Below are 25,596 nucleotides of genomic sequence, written 5' to 3' on the forward strand. Positions count from 1 at the left end.
TCAAAAAATGCGTCGTATCAAGATTCTTATTTTCTTGATATGACGCATTTTATATTTTATCAATTATCAGTTTTATGGTTTAGAAAGAATAATTTTTGTTTGTTTTGAAAGTTGTTCGAAGGTTTCTTTGCTCAGTTTAGAATCTGAAACGATGGTATCAATATCAGAGATATTGTAGAAGGTATAGAAATCAAATTTATTGAACTTACTATTGTCAGCTAGTAAGTATTTTTTATTGGAATTATTGAGGGCGATGCGTTGTGATTCACCTTCCTCTTCACTAAAGGTCGCAATCGCATTGTCCTGAATACCATTACAGCTAACGAAAGCTTTAGAAAATTGAAGATTGGCTAAGTTTTGCAAGGTTAGTGTTCCCACAAAGGCTCCAGTGATAGAGCGGTAGTTTCCACCAATTAAAATCAAATCTGTTAGTTTTCGTTCGTTTAGGATGAGAAAAACTGGTAAACTGTTTGTTACAACACGAATATTATCAATTGGTAGTTCACGGGCAAAAGATTCCAATGTTGTTCCTGGGCCAATAAAAATGGTTTCTCCTTCATCGATTAAATGGCCTGCAAAACGGCTGATTTCTTGTTTTTCTGCGATTTGTAAGCTTTGTTTTTCGATATTTGAACGTTCATTGTTTAAAATGGAACCTGTGCGAATTTTTTCAGCTCCCCCGTGCACTCGAACAAGTAAATCCTTGTCTGCTAACTCTTGCAAGTAGCGTCTAGCAGTCATATCTGATACATCCAAGCGAGTCATGATTTCTTTTACAGTAATAGTTCCCTTTGTATTTACCGTTTCTAGAATATTATCTAGTTTTTCCTGCTTTAACATCGTTATCACCTCTATTTCTATTACTATTTTATCATAAAGTATTCAATCAATCAATTTAAAAAACAAAAGAAAACAAAAACAAAAACATCATGGTTGTTTTAAACAAACTATGATGTTTTTATCACTTATAAAATAGATGACCTTAGTCCAAACCGTAGTTGTAGTCATCGTCTTGCATGGCTTCAACTTCGCCAAGAAGGTAACCATTTCCGACTTGAGAGAAGAAGTCGTGGTTGGAAGTTCCTGTTGAAATACCATTCATAACGATTGGGTTGACATCGTCTGCCGAATCTGGGAAGAGTGGATCTTGTCCCAGGTTCATGAGAGCCTTGTTAGCATTGTAGCGAAGGAAGGTTTTGACTTCTTCCGTCCAACCAACACCGTCATAGAGGCTTTCTGTATAGCCTTCTTCATTTTCATAAAGAGTGTAGAGCAGGTCGTACATCCATTCTTTAAGTTTTTCTTGCTCTTCTTCAGGCAATTCATTGAAACCAAGTTGGAATTTGTAACCAATGTAGGTTCCGTGAACAGACTCATCACGAATAATTAATTTGATAATTTCCGCAACGTTGGCTAGTTTGTTGTTACCGAGATAGTAGAGGGGAGTGAAGAAACCAGAGTAGAAGAGGAAGGTTTCGAGGAAGACACTGGCAACTTTCTTTTCAAGTGGGCTACCGCTTAGGTAGATTTCGTTGACAATCTCTGCCTTCTTTTGTAGGTAAGGATTGGTATTGGTCCATTCGAAAATTTCTTCAATCTCAGCCTTAGTATTCAAGGTAGAAAAGATTGATGAGTAAGATTTTGCGTGGACAGATTCCATAAATTGGATGTTATTGAAAACAGCTTCCTCATGGGGGGTACGGATGTCTGCTCGAAGGGCTTGAACCCCTGTTTCAGATTGCATAGTGTCGAGAAGGGTTAAACCACCAAAGACTTTTCCAACCAAGTCTTTTTCTACATTTGATAGCTTTCTCCAGTCATCCAAGTCATTTGACAAGGGAATACGTGTATCAAGCCAGAATTGCTCCGTCAGTTTTTCCCAAGTTGATTTGTCGATGACATCTTCGATGGCATTCCAGTTAATGGCTTTGTAGTAAGTTTCCATTTGAAATCTCTTTCTGTGTTTAGTATTGCGAACTCACAATATCTCTATTTTATCATAATCCTAGAGTAGTTTCGCACAAAAAGTCGGAAGCCCGACTTTTTTGTTTTTCCATAGTATAGATGCTTATTCTAGTTTAGTTTAGCAGGGTGAATGAATCACTTATCTGAGAAAATGTTGTTTCCTCAAGCAAAGATTAAATCACACAGCTTTCACATTGGTTAGCACCGACTTCTCCACCATCATCTGTAAAGGTACGGACGTAGTAGATAGACTTGATTCCCTTGTTAAAGGCATAGTTACGAAGGATAGATAAGTCACGTGTCGTTTGTTTGTTTTCTTTCTTCCATTCGTAAAGTCCTTTTGGAATATCACTACGCATGAAGAGAGTAAGTGAAAGTCCTTGGTCCACATGCTCAGTCGCAGCAGAGTAAACATCAATCACTTTACGCATATCCATGTCGTAAGCAGAAGTGTAGTAAGGAATAGTATCTGTTGACAAACCTGCGGCAGGATAGTAGATTTTACCGATTTTCTTTTCTTGGCGTTCTTCGATACGTTGCGTAATCGGGTGGATAGAAGCGGAAACGTCATTGATGTAACTGATAGAACCATTTGGCGCTACAGCAAGGCGGTTTTGGTGGTAAAGACCATCTGCTTGAACCTTTTCGCGAAGTTCAGCCCAGTCAGCAGCGCTTGGAATAAAGACATCTTTGAACAGTTCTTTAACACGGTCTGATTTTGGAACAAATTCGCCTGTCACATACTTGTCGAAGTAGCTTCCCTTAGCATAGTCTGATTTTTCAAAGTTATGGAAGGTAATACCACGTTCACGCGCGATATTGTTTGACTCTACCAAGGTCCAGTAGTTCATAAGCATAAAGTAGATGCTTGTAAATTCAACAGACTCAGGCGATCCATATTCAATCAATTGTTGGGCAAGGTAGCTGTGAAGTCCCATGGCACCGAGACCAAAGGTATGGGCTTGGCTATTTCCATGGTCGATAGTAGGAACAGCTACGATGTGCGAACTATCTGTAACGAAAGTAAGGGCACGAACCATAGCACGGATAGAACGACCAAAGTCAGGTGAAGTCATCATGTTGACTACGTTGGTTGAACCAAGGTTACATGAAACGTCCGTTCCCATTTGAAGGAATTCTTGAGCATCGTTGATCAAGCTTGGTTCTTGGACTTGAAGAATCTCAGAACACAAGTTACTCATGATAATCTTACCATCAACAGGATTTGCACGGTTAGCCGTATCAATGTTGACGACATAAGGGTAACCAGACTCTTGTTGCAATTTAGAGATTTCAGTTTCCAAATCACGCGCCTTGATTTTTGTCTTGCGAATATTTGGATTTGCAACTAGTTCATCGTATTTCTCAGTGATGTCGATGTAGTTGAATGGTACCCCGTATTCAAGCTCTACAGAGTATGGGCTGAAGAGGTACATTTCTTCATTTTTACGTGCTAATTCGTAGAATTTATCGGGCACCACAACACCAAGTGAAAGGGTCTTAACACGAACTTTTTCATCGGCGTTTTCTTTCTTAGTTGAAAGGAAGGCGATGATATCTGGGTGGAAGACGTTGAGGTAGACAACACCAGCACCTTGACGTTGACCCAATTGGTTTGAGTAAGAGAAGCTATCTTCGAAAAGTTTCATAACTGGAACGACCCCAGAAGCAGCTCCTTCATAGCCTTTGATAGGTGCACCAGCTTCACGAAGGTTGCTGAGGGAAATTCCCACACCACCACCGATACGTGAAAGTTGAAGAGCTGAGTTGATAGAACGTCCAATAGAGTTCATATCATCTGTGACCTGAATCAAGAAACAGGATACCAACTCCCCACGACGAGCACGTCCAGCATTCAAGAAGGAAGGAGTAGCAGGTTGGTAGCGTTGGTGGATGATTTCATTGGCAATATCGATGGCAATAGCTTCATTCCCATCAGCAAAATAAAGGGCGTTAAAGAAGACACGGTCTTCCATGCTTTCAAGATAATATTCACCGTCGTTAGTTTTCAAAGCATACTGATTGTAAAATTTATAGGCTGCCATGAAAGACTTGAATTGGAAGTTTTGGTCTTTGATAAATTGAGACAATTCTTCCAAAAATTCTGGACGGTATTTCTTGATAAAGGCTGTTTCGATGTAGTTGTGTTCAATGAGGTAGTTGATTTTATCTTTGATTGAATCAAAAACCATAGTATTTGGAACTACATTTTCTTTAAAGAAGGCATCTAAGGCTTCCTTATCTTTATGAAGCATGATTTGTCCATTAACAGGACGGTTGATTTCGTTATTGAGACGGAAGTAGGTCACGTCCTCAAGATGTTTTAATCCCATAAAATTTCCCTTATCTAATTACAAAAGAAAGGCTTCTAAGTTAGCCCTAGAAGCAGTTTCTTCTGGATGATGTACTAAGATTATGCTAATTGTTTCAATTTTCCTGGTTGGAAACCTGAAAAGACTTCAGTTGGTGTTTGGATAACAGGAGCTGCGCTGAAACCGAGCTCTTTAACTTGATCGATGTATTCAGGTTGCTCATCGAGATTGATTTCTTTATATTCAACGTTATTGCTGTCCAAGAAACGTTTGGTCATCTTGCATTGGACACAGTTATTTTTAGAATAAACGGTTACCATTGTGTAACTCCTCTTTCAAAATAGATTACTTTCTTAGTATATCAGAAATTAAAATTTTGTCAACGATTTAAAACTAAATATAGTGGTCTGTTTTTCTACACAGCTAAACAAAACACAATATGTAGTGTTTGCTTTGCGAAATAGTGATAATTATCCTATAAGTTGTTTTTTGGAAAACTATATCCTGTGTTTTGTTATCTAGAATAGAAGATTTTCAGGAAGTTATCTGAAAGGAAATCGAATAAATCCCATAAAATGCTTGAAAAAAATCCTAGAAGATGATATAATACCAAATTGTAAGGGTTATCACATATAACTCAAAAAAGAAAGAACAAAAGGAGAGTCAAACTATGGCTTCTAAAGATTTCCACGTAGTGGCAGAAACAGGTATTCACGCACGTCCAGCAACATTGTTGGTACAAACTGCTAGCAAATTTGCTTCAGATATCACTCTTGAGTACAAAGGTAAATCAGTTAACCTTAAATCAATCATGGGTGTTATGAGTCTTGGTGTTGGCCAAGGTGCTGACGTAACTATCTCAGCTGAAGGTGCAGATGCAGATGACGCTATCGCTGCAATCTCAGAAACAATGGAAAAAGAAGGATTGGCATAAGGAAAATGACAGAAATGCTTAAAGGAATCGCGGCATCTGACGGTGTTGCAGTTGCAAAAGCATATCTACTCGTTCAACCGGATTTGTCATTCGAGACTGTTTCAGTCGAAGATACAAACGCAGAAGAGGCTCGTTTGGATGTAGCTCTTGAAGCTTCTCAAAACGAGCTTTCTCTTATCCGTGAGAAAGCTGTAGGTACGCTTGGTGAAGAAGCGGCTCAAGTTTTTGACGCTCATTTGATGGTTCTTTCTGACCCAGAATTGATTGGTCAGATTAAAGAAACAATCCGTGCTAAGAAAGTCAACGCAGAAGCAGGTCTTAAAGAAGTGACTGACATGTTCATCACTATCTTTGAAGGTATGGAAGACAACCCATACATGCAAGAACGTGCAGCGGATATCCGCGACGTGACAAAACGTGTATTGGCAAACCTTCTTGGTAAGAAATTGCCAAACCCAGCTTCAATCAATGAAGAAGTAATCGTGATTGCGCATGACTTGACACCATCTGATACAGCTCAATTGGACAAAAACTTTGTAAAAGCTTTTGTAACAAATATCGGTGGACGTACAAGCCACTCAGCTATCATGGCACGTACACTTGAAATTGCAGCTGTATTGGGAACAAATAACATCACTGAAGTAGTGAAAGACGGTGATATCCTTGCCGTTAACGGAATTACTGGTGAAGTGATTATCAACCCAACAGATGAACAAGCGGCAGAATTTAAAGCAGCTGGTGAAGCTTATGCTAAACAAAAAGCTGAATGGGCACTTTTGAAAGATGCTCAAACAGTGACTGCTGACGGTAAACACTTCGAGTTGGCTGCTAACATCGGTACTCCAAAAGACGTTGAAGGTGTTAACAACAACGGTGCAGAAGCTGTTGGACTTTACCGTACAGAGTTCTTGTACATGGATTCTCAAGACTTCCCAACTGAAGATGAGCAGTATGAAGCATACAAGGCTGTTCTTGAGGGAATGAATGGTAAACCAGTAGTTGTTCGTACAATGGATATTGGTGGAGATAAGGAACTTCCTTACTTCGATATGCCACACGAAATGAACCCATTCCTTGGATTCCGTGCCCTTCGTATCTCTATTTCTGAAACTGGAGATGCAATGTTCCGTACACAAATCCGTGCCCTTCTTCGTGCTTCTGTTCATGGTCAATTGCGTATCATGTTCCCAATGGTTGCCCTTTTGAAAGAATTCCGTGCAGCTAAAGCAGTTTATGAAGAAGAAAAAGCAAACCTTCTTGCAGAAGGTGTTGCAGTTGCGGATGACATCCAAGTTGGTATCATGATTGAAATCCCTGCAGCAGCGATGCTTGCAGATCAATTTGCAAAAGAAGTAGACTTCATGTCAATTGGTACAAACGACTTGATCCAATACTCAATGGCAGCAGACCGTATGAACGAGCAAGTTTCATACCTTTACCAACCATATAACCCATCAATCCTTCGCTTGATCAACAATGTTATCAAGGCAGCTCATGCTGAAGGTAAATGGGCTGGTATGTGTGGTGAGATGGCTGGTGACCAAAAAGCTGTTCCACTTCTTGTCGGAATGGGCTTGGATGAGTTTTCTATGTCAGCAACATCAGTACTTCGTACACGTAGCTTGATGAAAAAATTGGACACTGCTAAGATGGAAGAGTACGCTAACCGTGCCCTTACAGAGTGTTCAACAATGGAAGAAGTCCTTGAACTTCAAAAAGAATACGTTAACTTTGATTAATGTCATTAACCTTGTAACCTAGTTGCAAGGTTTTTTGACGCATTTTGGGAAAGTATAGTCTATTAAACTCCACTTTTCAATGGTTCAGAGGCATGGTATAATAGGGGAAAGTAATTAGAATAAGAGAGAAACCATGTCTAAAGAAATTGATATTGAGTATTACCACCAGCTAGCCTTACAAAAGCAGAAGGAGCATCGTAAAGTTTTAGCCAATCTAAAGAAAAAGCCACCAAAAAATCTAGATAAGATAGCCCAGCAGATTCACCAAGAAGTATTTGAGGAAATTGATTGTACTGCCTGTGCCAACTGTTGCAAGACATTGGGACCTGACTTCAAGGAAGCAGACATCACTCGTATTGCTAAGTACTTTAAGATGAAATTACCTGCTTTTGAAGCTGAATTCCTTCAGGTAGATGAAGATGGTGATAAGGTTTTTAAATCCATGCCTTGTCCCTTTTTAGGAGGAGATAATCTCTGTTCCATCTATGACGTTCGTCCAAAGGCCTGTCGTGAATTTCCTCATACAGACAGGAAAAAGATCCATCAAATCAACCATTTGACGATTAAGAATACTTTGACCTGTCCAGCAGCCTATCTCTTTGTTGAGAAATTAAAGGATAAGTTATAGAGATTTAAAGGATAAAAAATTTCTAATAATAACTAACAATATGAGGGGAGAACTCTGTGCCTAGACCGAAAACAAAAGAGGAGCTAGTGCTGGCCTCTAAGGAAAACTATGAAAAGCTCAATCGTTTCATCTCCCAACTAAGTGAAGATGAGCTACAGACTCCATTTGATTTTTCAAGAGACCCAAAGAAAAAAGAATCTCACTGGAAAAGGGATAAAAATCTACGGGATGTCTTGATCCATCTTTATGAATGGCATCAGTTACTTTTGACTTGGGTATATTCTAATCAAGAAGGTCACGAAAGCCCTTTTCTCCCTGAGCTTTATAATTGGAAAACTTATGGAGAAATGAATGTCGCTTTTTGGAAGAAGCACCAGAAAACCTCCTTAGAAGAAGCGACTAGACTCCTAGAACAATCACATAGAGAGGTTTTAGAGTTGATAGAAGTTTTTAGCAATGACGAACTCTTTACCAAAGGTATCTATAAGTGGACGGGTGGGACAAGTCTAGGTTCCTACTTTGTCAGTAGCACGTCAAGCCACTATGATTGGGCTCTGAAAAAACTCAAAGCACATCAGAAGAATTGTAAAGGATAGATGGCCTATTTGAAATGGCAAGAATGAGTTCTTTTAAACGTAATACTCTTCGAAAATCAAATTCAAACTGCGTCAACGTCGCCTTGCCGTACTCAAGTACAGCCTGCGGCTAGTTTCCTAGTTTGCTTTTTGATTTTCATTGAGTATAAGATAAAAGCAAAGGGCTATCAAGTGATGTAGCCCTTTTGAGTTATACAAGCAAATTACCATGCAAAAGCTGTCGTTGGAGCATTGAGCGCTTCTAACCACTGTTTATTTTTTACGGGGCAAAGAGTTACGGATATACCTGCCATATCTAGACTGGTCATAAATGTTCCTGATTTTATAAAAGTAATAGTGACTCCTTCAATTTCTAAGAGTTGAAGGAGATCATTGATAAATATGCCCATTTCTAAGTTGCTGGTAGTGCCTAGATTATTTACAAGCAATATAAATTGATCCCCATGTTTCCAATGATAGTGTAATCTTAATTTACTTATAATTTCATTTGCAAGGATTTCCGATGATTGGAATGGGACGATACGATAGCCTTCTTCGCCATGTATCCCAATACCATAAGAAATATTTCCTTCTTCTAAGTTAAATAGTGGACGGGTGGCTTGGGGGAGACTAGCCGATTTCGTTGCAAAGCCAATTGTTGCTATTTCGGGAGCAAGTTCATGACCTAAATCAGTTAGTAGCTCTATGTCGGCACCATTTTGAGCTGCATATCCTAGAACTTTATGAAGTAAAATAGTCCCTGCAAGTCCTCTTCCTCTAATTTGAAATCTATTGTGAGGTTCAATAGAAATATCGTCGTGTGCTAGACTATAGCCGACCTTAATTCCTTCTTGTCTAGCAGTATTAATGGCGCAGCTAAATTCTTTGATGTCTGCTTCGAAATTTTTTACAATGATGAAGACTCCGTGACCATTGTTTAAAAAACGAATGGACTCTAAGATTTCAGTTCTTGTAGGAGGAGTAAATAATTGGCCATAGATAGCAGCGGTAAGCATTCCTTTTCCCACATATCCAATATGAGCAGGTTCGTGTCCTGAACCTCCACCCGCCAATATTGGAACCTGATGAGGATTACGATTTTTTTGATAGACTAATGGTAAGGTAGGGTGCTTTTCTAATTTAGGATGACTGCTGACAGTTGCCGAAATGTAACTTGAAATAATTTTCTGTTTATGATTTGAAATAAATGTCATTGTGGTCTCTTTCCAATAATTGTCATGATTAGAAAGTCTGGTTGTGGAACTGGACTTTTTTTATTGACGTAAGCCTTCACGATTTCTGCTAGAGCATGTGAATGATAGTCTAACAAAAAACAAGTATAAGCAGATGAATCGATATCAATCTGACCGTATTCTCTTAAAATTTTTGATACAAGCAAGCGACAGTAGCTGATAAAGTGGTCATAGAAGTTATTTTGCCCTTGAATATCAAAAAGTTGAATATAAAAGTCACGCTCTTGTTCGAAATAAAAAAATAATTCTTGTAATAGTTTTTGGCCCGAAATGAAGTCCAAGTTATTGGTGATATACTCGGTTAAGTCATTTTCAAATATCCAGTCTAGCAGTTCATATTTGTCAAGAAAGTGATTGTAAAAGGTTTGTCTACGAATGCCAGCTGATTCCATGATATCTACAATAGAGATTTTGTCAAATTCTCTAGTAGCTAATAGGTCTCTAAATGCCTTGGCAATCCGTTTTTTTGTAATAAGTGATGATGCCATAGGAAACCTTTCTTTTACTTACTTCATTTTACCAAAAAAATGTTTTAAACGGGTTTAAAAGGGGACAAATAATAGAATCTGTCCCTTATCATCCAGCGATAAAAAATATATAATGAAAGCGAAAACAAAGGTACATGCCGAAAGGAGTTTCTCATGAAAAAAATTATAAATGAACCGACACAAGTTGTTGATGAAATGTTGCAGGGATTGTCATTCATGCATGATGACTTGGTTCAACGCTTAGATGGTTTTGATGTCATCGTTAGAAAGGCAGAAAAGACAGGAAAAGTTGGTCTCATTTCAGGTGGAGGTTCAGGGCATGAACCAAGTCATGCTGGATTTGTAGGAGATGGAATGTTGTCTGCTGCCATTTGTGGAGCAGTCTTCACTTCACCTACTCCGGACCAAATTTTAGAAGCCATTAAGGCAGCTGATGAAGGTGCTGGAGTTTTCATGGTCATCAAGAACTATTCTGGGGACATTATGAACTTTGAAATTGCACAAGAACTTGCTGAAATGGAAGGCATTGATGTAGCAAGCGTTGTGGTTGATGATGATATCGCTGTTGAAAATAGTCTCTATACCCAAGGGCGTCGAGGTGTTGCAGGTACTATATTAGTCCATAAAATTTTGGGTGCTGCAGCTCGTTCTGGTAAATCATTATCTGAAATGAAGGACTTGGCCGATAAACTTGTCTTAGAAATTAAAACAATTGGGCTGGCCTTGTCTGGAGCAACTGTTCCTGAAGTTGGGAAACCAGGATTTGTTCTAGAAGATGATGAATTTGAATATGGAGTTGGTATTCACGGTGAGCCAGGATATAAAAAAGAGAAAATGCAACCTTCAGCACAATTGGCCTCAGAATTGGTTGAAAAACTATCTGAAGGTTTCCAACTTAAGGCTGGAGAACGCTATGGCCTTCTCATTAATGGTTTAGGAAGCACTCCTCTTATGGAACAATACGTATTTGCAAATGATGTGGTTAAATTACTCCATGAAAAAGGTGTTGACTTGGCGTTTAAGAAAATTGGAAACTATATGACATCAATTGATATGGCCGGCTTGTCATTAACATTGATTCGATTGGCAGACGATGAGTGGTTGGATGCTCTAAATGCACCTGTTACTACCCCAGCTTGGTAAAACTCAAGGAGGAAATGTCGCATGAATGCTGAACAAGCTCTTGAATGGATGAAGCTTTTTAATGAAAAGATTCAAGAACAGAAAGATTACCTTAGTGAGCTAGACACCCCTATAGGAGATGGAGACCACGGTGGAAATATGGCGCGTGGCATGGCTGCAGTTATGGAAAACTTAGAAGGAAAGAAATTTGAGACCAGCAGTGATGTGTTTAAGCTTGTCTCAATGCAACTACTGAGTAAGGTAGGCGGTGCTTCTGGTCCCTTGTATGGCTCTGCTTTTATGGGCATGGCCAAGGCTGATTCAAATTCGAAATTAGAAGAAATCTTACAAAGTGGTTTGGATATGATTGTCAAACGTGGGAAAGCAGAAGTTGGAGAAAAGACAATGGTTGATGTTTGGACTCCTGTTATTGCTGCCTTGTCTGCTGGCCAATTGACTCAAGAGGTTATTGATAAGGTAGTGAATGCTACCAAAGATTTACTTGCAACTAAAGGAAGAGCATCTTATGTAGGAGAACGTTCTCTGGGACATATTGACCCTGGATCATTTTCATCAGGTTTACTCTTTACTGCTCTTTTAGAGACTGGGGTGGTTTAATGGGAAGTATTGGTCTTGTTATCGTTTCACATTCCAAACACATTGCACAAGGTGTTGTTGAACTGATTAGTGAAGTAGCTAAAGATGTTCCGATTACTTATGTAGGAGGAACCGAAGATGGAGGAATTGGAACAAGTTTTGATCAAGTAGATAGGGTTGTTTCCGAAAATCCAGCAGATACTTTATTAGCTTTTTTTGACCTAGGTTCTGCTAAAATGAACTTAGAAATGGTGGCTGATTTCAGTGATAAAAGTATCATGATCAATAGGGTTCCAATTGTAGAAGGTGCCTATACTGCAGCTGCTCTTCTTCAGGCTGGTGCAGAACTGTCAGTTATTCAAACACAGTTGTCGGAGCTTGAAATCAATAAATAAGGAATTTTACTATAACTCTTTTTATAGGTGAGCTATTGATTATCTCAACTATAAAATGTTAAGTAAATGATTTTAAAATCAGAAAGGGATTGCTTTGGGCAGTTCCTTTTTAATGTAAAAGGAGTGGAATCATAGCGTTTCTAAATTGTTAATACTCTTCGAAAATCAAATTCAAACCACGTCAACGTCGCCTTGCCGTACTCAAGTACAGCCTGCGGCTAGTTTCCTAGTTTGCTCTTTGATTTTCATTGAGTATAATAATTCAAAACTGATTGTGATGGGACTATTCTAGCTTTAGAATACTTTAAAAATTAAAATTTAAGGCAATCAATGGCTTAGAAGAGTGTGAGAACATTTATTTAAATGCAATTATAAGTTTAGAATTGCATTGATATTTATGAAAACAGGGTATTCGATAGTTAGGATTGTTCTATTCTGAAAGATTTGAGCTGTCAATCTTCTAGAATAGTAGTTTGCCAATGAATTTTGAAAATTAGAGGGGATAAAAAGAATCTTGACATTATTAGTTTCTTGCATTATAATGAGATTGCATACCGTTAGTATGTTGAAAAGGAGTTATAATGGCAAGGAATAGAAACTCACATGAAACTAGAAAAAAAATATTAGAAGTTTCGAAAGATTTATTTTTAGAAAAAGGATTTGATAATACCTCAATACAAGATATAATCGATGGGTTAGGTGGATTGACGAAAGGTGTTATTTATCATCATTTCGAGTCTAAAGATGAAATATTGCAATCAATCATTAGCGAAAATAATCAGGAAATTTTAAATTACAATTGGAGAGGAGATACTGCATTAGAAAAAATACAAAATTCTTTGATGGATGCGTTCTCTAATTTAGAACAACAAAGATTAGTATACTCTGTATCAATTATGCTAAGAAGTCCACGTTTGTTAGGAGAGCAGTATTTAAGTTTATTTTCTGATTTTTTACCAGGGATTAGAGAAAAAGTTTTCGAAGGTGTTAAAGATAAATCAATTAAAACAGAATATCCTGAAGAGCTAGCTGATTTGATTGTTTTAACTTTGAATATTTGGATTGGGTTCCAAATTTCTATTTATTCAGTAGAAGAATTAAAGAGTAAAATGAAGTTCATTAAACTAACTTTTGAAGGTTTGGGGGTGCAGTTGATTACTGATGAAATGATGGAAGTAATTTTCCAATTATTTGATTACTTAAAATGTGTCAAATAAATTTTAAGTATTGATATTTTAAAAAATACCATACTCTAGATATGGTATTAAAAATTCCATCATACATACCTTCAGTATGTTTATTTTTTAAATTCTTTACATACCAGAAGTATGTAAAGTGCTTTTTGAATAGTGTAATTAATATTAACAAAATTTTTTGGAGGAAAAATCTATGTTGTCGCTTATTAAAATTGAATTAAATAAAGTTTCAAAATCAAAAATATTTTTTGCTTGGTTGGGTACTATATTGATAATATTAGGTATTACAGGAATCATAATTATGGGGTTAGGTACTGATAATAAACTGGGAGATTTTGTTGGACAGAGCGCCAATAATATTAAAATTACTGATAAATGGGGAAGTTGGGCAATTGCAACATCATTGTTTGGATCTTTATTTACTAAAGCAGCATTTTTGATTTTTGAATCTTATTTATTGTCTACGATTATTATTGATGAATTTAAACGAAGAACAATTTTTCAGCTGTTTTCCTATCCTGTTTCTAAAATAAAGTTACTATGGGGAAAAGTGCTTACAGTAATTCTGATATCATTTATTGCTCATTTTACTGCACATTTAGTTATTCAATTATTAATTAAATTAGTAGCAGTTTTAACTGAATCAAATTATATCCCAGTAGCTAATCAAATGATTAACTTAGCTGGAATTACGGTTGGAACAGTATTAATCGGAATACTACCTTTTGTTTTAGGTATGATTAGGCATTCAATAGCTATAACCATGCTTTCAGGACTTGGTTTAGCAGCGTTACTTTCGAATGTAAGTCCAGGCAGCTTAACTAATAATTTTGTTGATAACTTATTCTTCTTAATATTTGCTAGTTTCATAAGTTTAATGATTGTTTCATTTTCAATTTATACTATTTCAAGAAAAGATATTAATATCAAGTAGTATAGCTAAATTTAATGGAAGGAAAGTGCTAATTTTGCGATGATTTATTTAAACGAAGAGACTGTATAAGTTAGTATTTATGCTCCTGAAGAAAAATTCTTGCATTTAAAGCTAGATATAGAAAGAGAGATAGAAATGAGAAATATTGTTGAAATAAAAGAAGTTTTTAAAACAATTGATAAAGAAGAAATTTTAAGTGGTATCAACCTTCAAATTACTGAAGGAGAAATCTATGGTTTTTTAGGACCGAATGGTGCTGGAAAAACAACGTTAATGAAATGTATGTTATCCTTATCAACAATTACATCAGGTAGTATTGAGATTTTTGGGAAAAATTTACAAGAACACAGAGAAGAAATTCTAAGTCAGATTGGAAGTATTATTGAATCACCAATTTTTTATGATAATTGCACTGCAAAAGAAATTTTGGAAATTCACGCTCAGTATATGGGGAAAAATATTATTGAATCAGATATAATAAGAGCCTTAAGAATGGTCGGATTAAAAAATACGCCTAAAAAAGTAAAAGAGTTTTCGTTAGGAATGAGGCAAAGGCTTGGTTTAGCTCGTGCCTTTCTAACAAAACCTAAATTGTTAATTTTAGATGAGCCAATCAATGGTTTAGATCCAATAGGAATTCAAGAAATTCGGAATCTTTTGTTGTCTCTTTCTAAGGAATGTGGTGTTACAATATTCATCTCAAGTCATATTTTATCGGAAATTTCACAGATAGCAGATAAGATTGGTGTTATCAAAAATGGAGAAATGCTAGAACAAGTCTCTATGAAAGAGCTTAAGAGAGAGAATATTGACTTAGAAGAATATTTTATGTCACATTTTCTAAATGAAATTTAAGAATTATGAGGTAGATTAGGAATGAAACAATTGACAAAGTATCATAAGAAGTCTTTTTATACTTTCATGATTTTTAATATACTAGTTCCTTTAACTAATATTGCTTTTGCTTATTCTATTAAAATTATAATTGATAGTGGAATGTCCCAAAATAGGGAAGCTCTAACCCAAGCGATACTAATAGGCGCTATCGTAATATTTATCTATGCCAGTCTTAATTTTATATCCCTTCGATTAAGAAATAAACTTGTTAGGCAGATTATGTCAAGATACAAAAATAAGGTGTTTAAATCTATTTTAGATAGGGATTATAGAGAATTTTCTAAGGAAAAATCAGGGAAATTTATTTCAATATTAACTGAGAACATGAAGAAAATTGAGCAGGATTATTTGCACCAGTATTTTAATATTTCAAAAAATATTTCCTTAATGATTTTCTCACTAGTAGCCATGTTTATAGGTAATTGGTTTTTGACCTTATTAGTTATCATTGCTAGCATTATTCCAATGATGATATCAGGATTTATTGGGCAAAAATCAGCTTCACTTCAAAAAAGAGCTATGATTGCCGATCAGAAGTATTTAGCTAAGGTTAAAGATATTTTAGCAGGGTTTCTAGTTATAAAGAGTTTTAATGTGAAAGATGCTATCTGTGAGGATTATAGTCATGAAAGCGAAAAATTGGATGAGATATATTTCATCAAAGGGAAATTTGATGTTTTAGCTTATGTTATTTCACAGCTTTCAGGGATGATTGTTTTTTTGGTAGCCTTTGGTGGAGGAATGTATCTGGTCTTCGGTGGGCATACCACAATTGGGAGTGTTACAGCTATTGTTCAACTAGTCAATTTTGTAGTAATGCCACTAAATGAAATTGGTATGGGAATGAGTAAATTCCGTGAAGGTCAGGCTACACTGAATTCATTTGAGGTAAAAGATGTAATCGAACTTCAAACTGGTAAAACGAAAGAATATTTTGATGATGTCATTTCTTTTTCAAATGTAGATTTTTCCTACCCTAATGCTGAGGAAAAGATTTTTAATAATTTATCTTTGCAGATCAAAAAGGGGGAAAAAATTGCAATAGTAGGTATGTCAGGCAGTGGAAAATCAACTTTACTCAATCTATTACTGCGTTTCTATGATGTAACAAGTGGGTATATCTCAATTGATAATCAAGATTTGCAAGCTATTTCAGCAGAGAGCCTTTATAACTTAATGACTATTGTTCAGCAAGATGTTTATATCTTTGATGATACTTTAAAAGCAAATATTACCCTTAGTCAATCCTTTACTGAAGATGATATAAAAAAAGCTGTACAGCAGTCTGGTTTAGAAAGTTATATTTTAGAAAATGAATTAGGTCTACAAGCTTTATGTGGAGAGAATGGATCAAATTTATCTGGAGGACAAAAACAAAGAGTTAGCATTGCGCGTGCCTTGATTCGAAAAACACCAATCTTATTATTGGATGAGGCTACTTCATCTTTAGATAATCAAGTAACTACTGAAATTGAAAGTTCAATCTTGAATATTCAAAATTTGACTGCACTTGTAGTAACACACAAGTTGAATGAAAACATTTTGAAAAAATACGATAGAATTCTCTTTATGAAAGATGGAGTTATTGTTGAAGATGGTTCTTTTGATAACTTGATGGATAGGAAAGGTGAATTTTATAAATTGGTTGAGTTGAGTGTGTAATGCTACCACAATAAAAAGAGGATGAAAATCTTTAATCTCAAGTTGTTTTTCAATAATATTATGGTTGTATAAACAAAGGGAATTTGAGAATTAAAAAGTAACTAAAAAAGAAGGCTAAATAATATTAATCTGTAAAATACAACTCATCGAATATGATTAAATGGTAAATATCAATTAAATTGAAAATTTTATAGTGTTATAATATAATTAAACCATAAGAGCAAGAAGGTTGTGCTTAAAAAATAATCTTAGTATAGCTTATCTCTGACAAATATTTAGATTTTAGAGCTGTTTAATTTTAAGCGGTCATTATTTTTAAACATCAGGGGCTTCAAAGGAGAATATTTCAAATGAAACATTTTTTTGCAGGATTAGGTGAAATAAACTTTATAAATTATCTATTGTATATATGTGTAGGACTAGCCCCTCTTTTTCATATATATGTCATAGGTTCGGAAATGAGTTTTGTGAAAATAGTATTATCTATTTTGGGAGTCATATTTGTATGTATTTTAACTATTGCTCAAATTTATAGAAGATTTTTCTATAATAAAAATAAACTTGACTAGAATAGTATGGATTAATTAATCAATTGGAAGGATTATTCTTTGTGATACTATACCACTTTTAAGTTTTTACATTAAACAGCTGGCTGAAGTGAAAGTTGTTTATCTTAGAAAGGAAAACTCTCAAATTGTCCTACAAATTTCTATTTTTCGACCTCGACCACACCTTGCTTGATTTTGATGCTGCTGAGGATGTGGCTTTAACGCAACTTCTAAAAGAAGAAGGGGTTGCAGATATTCAGGCTTATAAAGACTATTATGTCCCTATGAACAAGGCTCTCTGGAAGGACTTAGAGCAAAAGAAAATCAGTAAACCAGAGCTGGTTAACACGCGCTTTTCTCGTTTATTTGCTCATTTTGGACAGGAAAAAGACGGTAGTTTTCTAGCCCAGCGTTACCAATTTTACCTTGCCCAGCAGGGCCAAACTTTTTCAGGCGCTCATGAACTCTTAGATAGCCTTATCGAGCGAGATTATGAGCTGTATGCTGCGACAAATGGAATAACTGCAATTCAGACAGGTCGTTTGGCTCAATCGGGTCTAGCACCTTATTTCAATCAAGTCTTTATCTCTGAACAGTTGCAAACACAAAAGCCAGATGCTCTCTTTTATGAAAAGATTGGCCAACAGATTGCAGGTTTTAGTAAAGAAAAGACGCTGATGATTGGAGATTCTCTAACCGCCGACATTCAAGGCGGCAATAATGCTGGGATTGACACGATTTGGTACAATCCTCATCAACTCGAAAATCCCACACAAGCCCAGCCAACCTACGAAGTCCATTCTTACCGAGACTTGCTGGATTGTTTAGATAAACTGTAAAAAGTGGTTTAGACAGCCACTTTTTGCTATAATAGAGGCAGTAAAAACGAAGGAGTTGGCTATGGAACACTCGTCTTGGCATGCTTTGATTAAGGAGCAATTACCTGAGGGGTATTTTGGGAAAATCAATCAGTTTATGAATCAGGTCTATGCTCAAGGGACTATTTATCCACCCAAAGAAAAGGTTTTTCAGGCTCTCTTGTCAACACCGCTTGAAGATGTTAAGGTGGTGATTCTAGGGCAAGATCCCTATCACGGGCCAGGTCAAGCGCAGGGCTTGAGTTTTTCTGTACCTGACTCTATTCCAGCTCCGCCATCCTTGCAAAATATCTTGAAAGAATTGTCAGATGATATCGGGGTTAAGAAATCTCATGATTTGACAGCTTGGACTGAGCAAGGAGTCTTACTTCTTAATACCTGTTTGACGGTTCCTGCTGGACAGGCCAATGGTCATGCTGGTCGGATATGGGAGCCTTTTACAGATGCTGTGATTCAGGTGGTCAATCATCTAGATAGACCAGTCGTTTTTGTACTCTGGGGAGCTTATGCACGCAAGAAGAAGGCCTTAGTTACCAATCCTCATCACTTGATTATCGAATCAGCCCATCCCAGTCCTTTGTCAGTTTATAGAGGATTTTGGGGTTCCAAGCCTTTTTCCAAGGCCAATGCATTCTTAAAAGAGACAGGACAAGAGCCAATCGATTGGCTTAGATAAGGAGAAAATATGCCTCAGTTAGCGACAATTTGCTACATTGATAACGGGAAAGAATTGCTTATGCTCCATCGTAATAAGAAACCCAATGATGTCCATGAAGGGAAATGGATTGGTGTGGGTGGTAAGCTAGAGCGAGGTGAGACCCCTCAGGAATGCGCAGCGCGTGAAATCCTTGAAGAAACAGGGCTCAAAGCCAAGCCAGTTCTAAAAGGCGTCATCACTTTTCCAGAATTTACGCCAGATTTAGACTGGTACACCTATGTTTTTAAGGTGACAGAGTTTGAAGGAGACTTGATTGACTGTAATGAGGGAACGCTAGAATGGGTTCCCTATGATGAGGTTTTGAGCAAGCCGACTTGGGAAGGGGACCATACCTTTGTTGAGTGGCTTTTAGAGGATAAACCCTTCTTTTCAGCCAAGTTTGTTTATGATGGGGACAAATTGTTGGATACTCAAGTTGATTTCTATGAATAAAGGAGAAAGCAGATGCTACTAATCAAAAATGGTCGTGTTATGGATCCCAAGTCTGGTTTGGATCAAGTGTGTGATGTCTTGGTTGAAGATGGAAAGATTATCAAAATTGCGCCTGAAATTAAAGAAGAAGGCGCAGAAATCCTGGATGCCACAGGTCTTGTAGTTGCTCCTGGCTTGGTTGATATCCATGTTCATTTTCGTGAACCTGGTCAGACCCACAAGGAAGACATCCATACTGGTGCCCTAGCAGCCGCTGCAGGTGGTTTTACCACGGTTGTCATGATGGCTAATACTAGTCCAACCATTTCAGACGTGGAGACTTTGCAAGAAGTTCTCCAGTCAGCTGCCAAAGAGAAGATTAATGTTAAGACGGTTGCGACCATTACTAAGAATTTTAATGGGCAAGATTTGACTGACTTTAAAGCACTCTTAGAAGCTGGAGCTGTTGGTTTTTCTGATGACGGTATTCCGCTTGAGAGCAGTAAAGTTGTCAAGGAAGCCATGGAGGAAGCTAAAAAGCTTAATACCTTTATTAGTCTTCATGAGGAAGATCCAGGTTTGAACGGTGTTCTTGGCTTTAATGAAAATATCGCTAAAGAACATTTCCATATCTGCGGTGCGACTGGGGTGGCTGAGTACGCTATGATGGCGCGTGATGTCATGATTGCCTATGCAACTAAGGCACATGTTCACATCCAGCATTTGTCTAAGGAAGAAAGTGTTAAAGTAGTGGAGTTTGCTCAAGGATTGGGAGCGCAAGTAACAGCAGAAGTAGCGCCACAGCATTTCTCCAAGACAGAAGCGCTCCTTTTGACACAAGGAAGCAATGCTAAGATGAATCCGCCACTTCGTTTGGAATCAGACCGTCGTGCCGTGATTGAAGGTCTCAAGTCAGGTGTCATCACAGTTATCGCGACTGACCACGCGCCTCATCATGCAGATGAAAAAAAAGTCGAAGATATTACCAAAGCGCCATCTGGTATGACTGGCTTAGAAACATCTCTATCTCTCGGATTGACTTATTTGGTCGAAGCTGGTGAGTTAAGCTTGATGGAATTACTTGAAAAAATGACATACAACCCATCCAAGCTTTACAACTTTGAAGCAGGTTATTTGGCTGAGAATGGTCCAGCGGACATCACTATTTTTGATGCTAAGGCTGACCGCCTTGTGGACTCCCATTTTGCTTCCAAAGCAGCTAATTCACCATTCATAGGTGAAACCTTAAAAGGGCAGGTTAAATATACCATCTGTAAGGGACAAATCGTCTGTCGAAACTAGGTGGGAGTCTACTCTGTAAACAAAAAGAATAGAGAGCCTATATGTACCAAACCCATCATTTTAAAGACAAGTTTATCTTATTTTTAAAGATATTTTTCCCCATCCTGATTTATCAATTTGCCAATTATTCTGCATCCTTTGTTGATACGACTATGACTGGCCAATACAATACCATGGACTTGGCTGGTGTGTCTATGGCAACCAGTATCTGGAATCCTTTCTTTACCTTTCTAACAGGTATTGTGTCAGCCCTGGTGCCTATCATTGGTCACCATCTTGGTCGAGGCAAAAAGGAAGAAGTTGCGTCTGATTTTTACCAGTTCATCTATTTGGCCTTGGGTCTATCTGTGGTCTTGCTGGGGATGGTACTTTTCTTGGCACCACCAATCTTGAATCATATTGGACTAGAGGCACAAGTGGCAGCAGTAGCGGTTCACTATCTTTGGTTTTTATCTATCGGGATTATCCCCTTGTTGCTCTTTAGTGTCATTCGTTCCTTGCTGGATTCGCTGGGCTTGACCAAACTGTCCATGTACCTCATGCTTTTGTTACTCCCTCTCAATAGCGGATTTAACTATCTCTTGATTTACGGTGCCTTTGGTGTTCCAGAACTGGGAGGTGCTGGTGCTGGTTTAGGTACTTCCTTGGCCTACTGGGTCTTGCTTGGGATTTCTGTTCTGGTCTTATTTAAACAGGAGAAGCTCAAAGCCTTGCATCTTGAGAAACGCATTCCTCTTAATATGGATAAAATCAAGGAAGGAGTTCGTTTAGGTCTGCCAATTGGGGGAACTGTCTTCGCAGAAGTGGCTATTTTCTCCGTGGTTGGCTTGATTATGGCTAAGTTTTCGTCCTTGATTATCGCTAGTCATCAGTCAGCTATGAACTTTTCAAGTCTTATGTACGCCTTTCCTATGAGTATCTCATCGGCTATGGCTATTGTCGTTTCCTATGAAGTGGGAGCCAAGCGATTTGATGATGCTAAAACCTATATTGGTCTAGGAAGATGGACTGCCCTCATTTTTGCGGCCTTCACCTTATCCTTCCTTTATATCTTTAGGGGAAATGTGGCTAGTCTTTATGGTAACGACCCAGAATTTATTGATTTGACAGCGCGCTTTTTGACTTATAGTCTTTTCTTCCAATTAGCAGATACCTTTGCGGCACCGCTTCAGGGAATTTTACGGGGGTATAAGGATACCGTTATTCCTTTTTACCTTGGTTTGGTTGGTTACTGGGGGGTGACACTCCCAGTAGCTATGGTATTCGACTCTCTAACAGATTTTGGAGCTTATTCTTACTGGATCGGCTTGATTATTAGTCTAATTGTGAGTGGGGTTCTCTACCGTTGGCGTTTAACTGTGATTATGAAGAGATTTGAATCTTTAGCAAAACAAACGATACAAAGTTTGTGAAAAAATATTCTTGATAAGAAAATCCCTTATTCCTATGGGGTTTTCTTTTTTAATTTGTGAAATTTTCTTTAGAAAAACTTTGACAGTATTTGCCAAAAACGGTAAAATAGTAAGGTAAGAAGAAAGTTAGAAAGGCAAGAAGATGTCAATTTTAGATAAAAATCTTTTGCTAGAGATGTTCCGTAAGATGGAAGAAATCCGTCGTATGGACTTAAAAATTGCGCAATTAGTAAAGAAAGGGAAAGTGCCAGGAATGACGCACTTTTCTGTTGGAGAAGAGGCAGCTAACGTGGGTGCTATGTTGGCTCTCAATCCAGATGATCTAATTACCTCAAACCACCGTGGTCACGGACAAGCTATTGCCAAAGGAATTGACCTCAACGGAATGATGGCTGAAATCCTTGGTAAATACACTGGAACCTGTAAAGGTAAAGGTGGTTCTATGCATATTGCTGACCTTGATGCTGGTAACCTTGGTGCCAATGGTATCGTAGGTGGTGGTATGGGAATCGCTGTTGGTGCAGCCCTCAGTCAGCAAATGCAAAATACCGGTAAAATCGTTGTCTGCTTCTTTGGAGATGGTGCGACCAATGAAGGTGTTTTCCACGAAGCAGTGAACATGGCTTCTATCTGGAACCTGCCAGTCATTTTCTATTGCATTAACAACGGTTACGGTATCTCTGCGGATATCAAGAAAATGACTAATGTAGAACATATCCATCAACGTAGCGCCGCTTATGGAATTCCTGGAATGTTCATCGAAGACGGTAACAATGTCATAGATGTCTACGAAGGATTTAAGAAAGCTGTAGATCATGTTCGTGGTGGCAATGGACCAGTCTTGATTGAAAGTGTAACTTATCGCTGGCTTGGTCACTCATCATCTGACCCTGGTAAATATCGTACCCGCGAAGAAGTGGAATTGTGGAAACAAAAAGACCCAATCGAAAACCTTCGTAACTATCTCGTTGAAAATAACATTGCAAGTGCCGAAGAATTGGAAGAAATCCAAGCGCAAGTAAAGGAAGCAGTAGAAGCTTCTGTTAAATTTGCGGAAGAAAGTCCATTCCCACCACTTGAATCAGCATTTGAAGATATTTACGCAGACTAAGGAGAAAGAGATAAAATGGAAACAAAAACAATGTCCTTCCGTGACACCATTATCCTTGCTATGTCTGAGGAAATGCGTCGCGATGAAAATGTATTCTTGATGGGAGAAGATGTTGGTGTCTTCGGAGGAGACTTCGGTACTTCTGTTGGAATGCTTGAAGAATTTGGTCCAGAACGTGTTCGTGATTGTCCAATTTCTGAAGCTGCCATTTCAGGAGCAGCAGCAGGGGCAGCCATGACAGGACTTCGTCCAATCGTCGATATGACCTTCATGGACTTCTCGGTTATTGCCATGGACAATATCGTCAACCAAGCTGCTAAAACACGTTACATGTTTGGTGGTAAAGGTCAGGTTTCAATGACTGTTCGATGCGCTGCTGGTAATGGAGTTGGTTCTGCAGCCCAGCACTCGCAATCACTAGAGTCTTGGTTTACTCATATTCCTGGTCTTAAGGTTGTGGCACCAGGTACACCTGCAGACATGAAAGGACTGCTCAAATCTTCTATCCGTGATAATAATCCTGTTATCATTCTTGAGTATAAATCAGAATTTAACCAAAAAGGGGAAGTACCAGTTGATCCAGACTACACGATTCCACTTGGAGTTGGGGAAATCAAACGCGAAGGAACGGATGTAACAGTTGTTACTTATGGAAAAATGCTTCGCCGTGTGGTTCAAGCTGCTGAAGAATTAGCAGTAGAAGGCATTTCAGTTGAAATTGTTGACCCACGTACCCTTGTTCCTCTTGATAAGGATATTATCATTAACTCAGTGAAGAAGACTGGTAAAGTTGTTCTGGTCAACGATGCCCATAAAACAAGCGGCTATATCGGAGAGATTTCAGCTATTATTTCAGAATCAGAAGCATTTGACTATCTAGATGCACCAATCCGCCGTTGCGCAGGAGAAGATGTGCCAATGCCTTACGCGCAAAACCTAGAGAATGCAATGATTCCAACAGTTGAAAGCATCAAAGATGCCATCCGTAAAACATATAATAAAGAATAGAATTACATAAGATAAGTTATGTAAAATAACGGTTGTTTTTAACTTTAGTAACTTGAGATATGTATTGTACCCAAGTTATTTGTAAAGTTGTGACAGTTTTTTGACGAATCAATAATATTCGATAAAAAACTTAGTAAGTCTACTAGGTTGGTCGCCTAATAGCGGCAACCGTAGCAACTTGAGATACGTGTTGTATCCAAGTTGCTTGTAGAGTTGAGCACGGGCTAAAAGCTCTGAAAAAAGATAAATCTCCTTGGCTTCATCGAAGCCATCATCGATTTCCTATTTTTCAGTCGCTTTTAACGCCCTTTGTATCATTTAATTGAATTCGGACGGAGGTCTGCGAAAAAAAGATAGATTTCCTTGTGTTCATCGAACACATCGTCAATCTCCTATTTTTTCATTGCCCTCTGCGTCCTTAATATCTTAGTATAGAATTGGAGAGGTCATGGCTGATGACAAGCTAAGAGCGACTCCTGCGGCTAGAAAGTTAGCGGATGATTTAGGGATCAACCTCTACGACGTTTCTGGCTCAGGTGCAAACGGTCGTGTCCACAAAGAAGACGTGGAAACTTATAAAGACACAAACGTGGTTCGCATTTCGCCACTTGCAAAACGAATTGCCCTCGAACATAATATTGCTTGGCAGGAAATCCAAGGAACTGGTCATCGTGGTAAAATCATGAAGAAGGATGTTTTGGCCTTGCTTCCTGAAAATATCGAAAACGATACCATCAAGTCTCCTGCTCAGATTGAAAAAGTGGAAGAAGTTCCTGATAACGTAACACCATACGGTGAAATTGAACGTATTCCAATGACACCAATGCGTAAGGTTATTGCCCAACGTATGGTTGAATCTTACCTAACTGCGCCAACCTTCACGCTCAACTATGAAGTTGATATGACTGAAATGTTGGCTCTTCGTAAGAAGGTTCTTGAGCCAATCATGGAAGCAACTGGGAAGAAGACTACTGTAACAGATCTTCTTTCACTTGCTGTTGTGAAAACCTTGATGAAGCATCCTTATATCAACGCTTCATTGACAGAAGACGGCAAGACCATTATCACTCATAACTATGTCAACCTTGCGATGGCAGTTGGAATGGATAATGGATTGATGACACCTGTTGTTTACAATGCTGAGAAGATGAGTCTTTCAGAACTGGTTGTAGCCTTTAAGGATGTTATTGGCCGTACCTTGGATGGTAAATTGGCTCCAAGCGAACTGCAAAATTCAACATTTACTATCAGTAACTTGGGAATGTTTGGAGTTCAGTCCTTTGGTCCGATCATCAACCAACCAAACTCAGCTATCCTTGGTGTGAGTTCGACAATTGAGAAGCCAGTTGTCGTCAATGGTGAAATTGTGATTCGCCCAATCATGAGTCTTGGTTTAACAATTGACCACCGTGTCGTAGATGGTATGGCTGGTGCTAAGTTCATGAAAGACTTGAAAGAATTGATAGAAAATCCAATCTCAATGTTGATTTAAGAACAAGAGTATTCATTTT

Annotated in this window: 26 protein-coding genes; 20 read left to right on the top strand and 6 right to left on the bottom strand. The window is 37.9% G+C overall.

All coding sequences use genetic code 11. The features are described from left to right. Nucleotides 1-72: 72 nt before the first annotated feature. From KV696_RS01285 to nrdH, 4 genes are all read right to left on the bottom strand, one after another. On the bottom strand, nucleotides 73-840 hold the full coding sequence (locus KV696_RS01285; RefSeq protein WP_000917575.1) for a DeoR/GlpR family DNA-binding transcription regulator: 768 nt from the start codon (nucleotides 838-840) through the stop codon (nucleotides 73-75). Between the two features lie 142 nt (nucleotides 841-982). Next, nucleotides 983-1,945, bottom strand: a complete 963-nt coding sequence (gene nrdF / locus KV696_RS01290; RefSeq protein WP_219966630.1) for a class 1b ribonucleoside-diphosphate reductase subunit beta — start codon at nucleotides 1,943-1,945, stop codon at nucleotides 983-985. Between the two features lie 193 nt (nucleotides 1,946-2,138). Continuing rightward, on the bottom strand, nucleotides 2,139-4,298 hold the full coding sequence (gene nrdE, locus KV696_RS01295) for a class 1b ribonucleoside-diphosphate reductase subunit alpha (RefSeq protein ID WP_219966631.1): 2,160 nt from the start codon (nucleotides 4,296-4,298) through the stop codon (nucleotides 2,139-2,141). An 80-nt stretch (nucleotides 4,299-4,378) separates the two neighbouring features. Continuing rightward, the gene (gene nrdH / locus KV696_RS01300; RefSeq protein ID WP_000259243.1) at nucleotides 4,379-4,597 is read right to left on the bottom strand and encodes a glutaredoxin-like protein NrdH; all 219 of its coding nucleotides are present in this window, start codon (nucleotides 4,595-4,597) and stop codon (nucleotides 4,379-4,381) included. A 350-nt stretch (nucleotides 4,598-4,947) separates the two neighbouring features. On the opposite strand from nrdH, the gene KV696_RS01305 reads away from it, so the two are divergent. The 4 genes from KV696_RS01305 to KV696_RS01320 all read left to right on the top strand — a co-directional run bounded on the left by KV696_RS01305 (nucleotide 4,948) and on the right by KV696_RS01320 (nucleotide 8,174). After that, nucleotides 4,948-5,211: a phosphocarrier protein HPr gene (locus KV696_RS01305; RefSeq protein WP_000146947.1), complete on the top strand. Its 264-nt coding sequence runs from the start codon at nucleotides 4,948-4,950 to the stop codon at nucleotides 5,209-5,211. A gap of 5 nt (nucleotides 5,212-5,216) precedes the next feature. Beyond that, the gene (gene ptsP / locus KV696_RS01310) at nucleotides 5,217-6,950 is read left to right on the top strand and encodes a phosphoenolpyruvate--protein phosphotransferase (RefSeq protein ID WP_020902391.1); all 1,734 of its coding nucleotides are present in this window, start codon (nucleotides 5,217-5,219) and stop codon (nucleotides 6,948-6,950) included. A gap of 133 nt (nucleotides 6,951-7,083) precedes the next feature. Continuing rightward, nucleotides 7,084-7,578 carry a YkgJ family cysteine cluster protein gene (locus KV696_RS01315; RefSeq protein ID WP_000031481.1) on the top strand — a complete coding sequence of 165 codons (495 nt, stop codon included), beginning with the start codon at nucleotides 7,084-7,086 and terminating at the stop codon, nucleotides 7,576-7,578. Between the two features lie 56 nt (nucleotides 7,579-7,634). Further along, complete coding sequence (locus KV696_RS01320; protein ID WP_033685015.1) at nucleotides 7,635-8,174, top strand: ClbS/DfsB family four-helix bundle protein; 540 nt, start codon at nucleotides 7,635-7,637, stop codon at nucleotides 8,172-8,174. Between the two features lie 203 nt (nucleotides 8,175-8,377). Here KV696_RS01320 and dhaQ read toward each other — a convergent pair whose 3' ends face one another. Then, nucleotides 8,378-9,367, bottom strand: coding sequence for a DhaKLM operon coactivator DhaQ (gene dhaQ / locus KV696_RS01325; RefSeq protein WP_219966632.1), 990 nt, complete (start codon nucleotides 9,365-9,367; stop codon nucleotides 8,378-8,380). After that, nucleotides 9,364-9,894, bottom strand: coding sequence for a dihydroxyacetone kinase transcriptional activator DhaS (gene dhaS, locus KV696_RS01330; RefSeq protein ID WP_000168606.1), 531 nt, complete (start codon nucleotides 9,892-9,894; stop codon nucleotides 9,364-9,366). The genes dhaQ and dhaS overlap by 4 nt, the downstream gene beginning before the upstream one ends. Nucleotides 9,895-10,047: 153 nt before the next feature. Between dhaS and dhaK the strand changes: the two genes are divergently transcribed. The 16 genes from dhaK to KV696_RS01405 all read left to right on the top strand — a co-directional run bounded on the left by dhaK (nucleotide 10,048) and on the right by KV696_RS01405 (nucleotide 25,577). Continuing rightward, a complete protein-coding gene (gene dhaK / locus KV696_RS01335; RefSeq protein WP_219966633.1) occupies nucleotides 10,048-11,037 on the top strand; it encodes a dihydroxyacetone kinase subunit DhaK in 990 nt (329 codons plus the stop codon). A 21-nt stretch (nucleotides 11,038-11,058) separates the two neighbouring features. Continuing rightward, nucleotides 11,059-11,634: a dihydroxyacetone kinase subunit DhaL gene (gene dhaL, locus KV696_RS01340; RefSeq protein WP_219966634.1), complete on the top strand. Its 576-nt coding sequence runs from the start codon at nucleotides 11,059-11,061 to the stop codon at nucleotides 11,632-11,634. Next, on the top strand, nucleotides 11,634-12,008 hold the full coding sequence (gene dhaM / locus KV696_RS01345) for a dihydroxyacetone kinase phosphoryl donor subunit DhaM (RefSeq protein WP_023942554.1): 375 nt from the start codon (nucleotides 11,634-11,636) through the stop codon (nucleotides 12,006-12,008). The genes dhaL and dhaM overlap by 1 nt, the downstream gene beginning before the upstream one ends. A gap of 581 nt (nucleotides 12,009-12,589) precedes the next feature. Further along, nucleotides 12,590-13,225 (top strand): TetR/AcrR family transcriptional regulator, encoded by a 636-nt coding sequence (locus tag KV696_RS01350; protein ID WP_219966635.1) that lies wholly within the window; start codon nucleotides 12,590-12,592, stop codon nucleotides 13,223-13,225. Nucleotides 13,226-13,397: 172 nt separating this feature from the next. Then, nucleotides 13,398-14,138 (top strand): ABC transporter permease, encoded by a 741-nt coding sequence (locus tag KV696_RS01355; protein WP_219966636.1) that lies wholly within the window; start codon nucleotides 13,398-13,400, stop codon nucleotides 14,136-14,138. A 135-nt stretch (nucleotides 14,139-14,273) separates the two neighbouring features. Then, complete coding sequence (locus KV696_RS01360) at nucleotides 14,274-14,993, top strand: ABC transporter ATP-binding protein (protein ID WP_219966637.1); 720 nt, start codon at nucleotides 14,274-14,276, stop codon at nucleotides 14,991-14,993. A 21-nt stretch (nucleotides 14,994-15,014) separates the two neighbouring features. Then, complete coding sequence (locus tag KV696_RS01365) at nucleotides 15,015-16,697, top strand: ABC transporter ATP-binding protein (RefSeq protein ID WP_219966638.1); 1,683 nt, start codon at nucleotides 15,015-15,017, stop codon at nucleotides 16,695-16,697. A gap of 350 nt (nucleotides 16,698-17,047) precedes the next feature. Continuing rightward, nucleotides 17,048-17,266, top strand: a complete 219-nt coding sequence (locus tag KV696_RS09950; protein ID WP_258318533.1) for a hypothetical protein — start codon at nucleotides 17,048-17,050, stop codon at nucleotides 17,264-17,266. A gap of 125 nt (nucleotides 17,267-17,391) precedes the next feature. After that, entirely contained in the window at nucleotides 17,392-18,084 is a 693-nt protein-coding gene (gene pynA, locus KV696_RS01370) for a pyrimidine 5'-nucleotidase PynA (protein WP_219966639.1), read from the top strand. 61 nt (nucleotides 18,085-18,145) lie between these two features. Beyond that, nucleotides 18,146-18,799, top strand: coding sequence for a uracil-DNA glycosylase (locus KV696_RS01375; protein WP_219966640.1), 654 nt, complete (start codon nucleotides 18,146-18,148; stop codon nucleotides 18,797-18,799). 9 nt (nucleotides 18,800-18,808) lie between these two features. Beyond that, a complete protein-coding gene (locus KV696_RS01380) occupies nucleotides 18,809-19,273 on the top strand; it encodes an NUDIX hydrolase (protein WP_001135768.1) in 465 nt (154 codons plus the stop codon). Between the two features lie 12 nt (nucleotides 19,274-19,285). Beyond that, the gene (locus tag KV696_RS01385; RefSeq protein ID WP_219966641.1) at nucleotides 19,286-20,554 is read left to right on the top strand and encodes a dihydroorotase; all 1,269 of its coding nucleotides are present in this window, start codon (nucleotides 19,286-19,288) and stop codon (nucleotides 20,552-20,554) included. A gap of 41 nt (nucleotides 20,555-20,595) precedes the next feature. Further along, complete coding sequence (gene pdrM / locus KV696_RS01390) at nucleotides 20,596-21,966, top strand: MATE family efflux transporter (RefSeq protein WP_219966642.1); 1,371 nt, start codon at nucleotides 20,596-20,598, stop codon at nucleotides 21,964-21,966. A 142-nt stretch (nucleotides 21,967-22,108) separates the two neighbouring features. After that, nucleotides 22,109-23,077: a thiamine pyrophosphate-dependent dehydrogenase E1 component subunit alpha gene (locus KV696_RS01395; protein ID WP_219966643.1), complete on the top strand. Its 969-nt coding sequence runs from the start codon at nucleotides 22,109-22,111 to the stop codon at nucleotides 23,075-23,077. 15 nt (nucleotides 23,078-23,092) lie between these two features. Next, entirely contained in the window at nucleotides 23,093-24,085 is a 993-nt protein-coding gene (locus KV696_RS01400; protein ID WP_219966644.1) for an alpha-ketoacid dehydrogenase subunit beta, read from the top strand. A 448-nt stretch (nucleotides 24,086-24,533) separates the two neighbouring features. Continuing rightward, nucleotides 24,534-25,577, top strand: coding sequence for a dihydrolipoamide acetyltransferase (locus tag KV696_RS01405; RefSeq protein ID WP_000752716.1), 1,044 nt, complete (start codon nucleotides 24,534-24,536; stop codon nucleotides 25,575-25,577). Nucleotides 25,578-25,596: the final 19 nt, after the last annotated feature.

The organism is Streptococcus humanilactis, assembly GCF_019448275.1.
Taxonomy (GTDB): Bacteria; Bacillota; Bacilli; order Lactobacillales; family Streptococcaceae; genus Streptococcus; species Streptococcus humanilactis.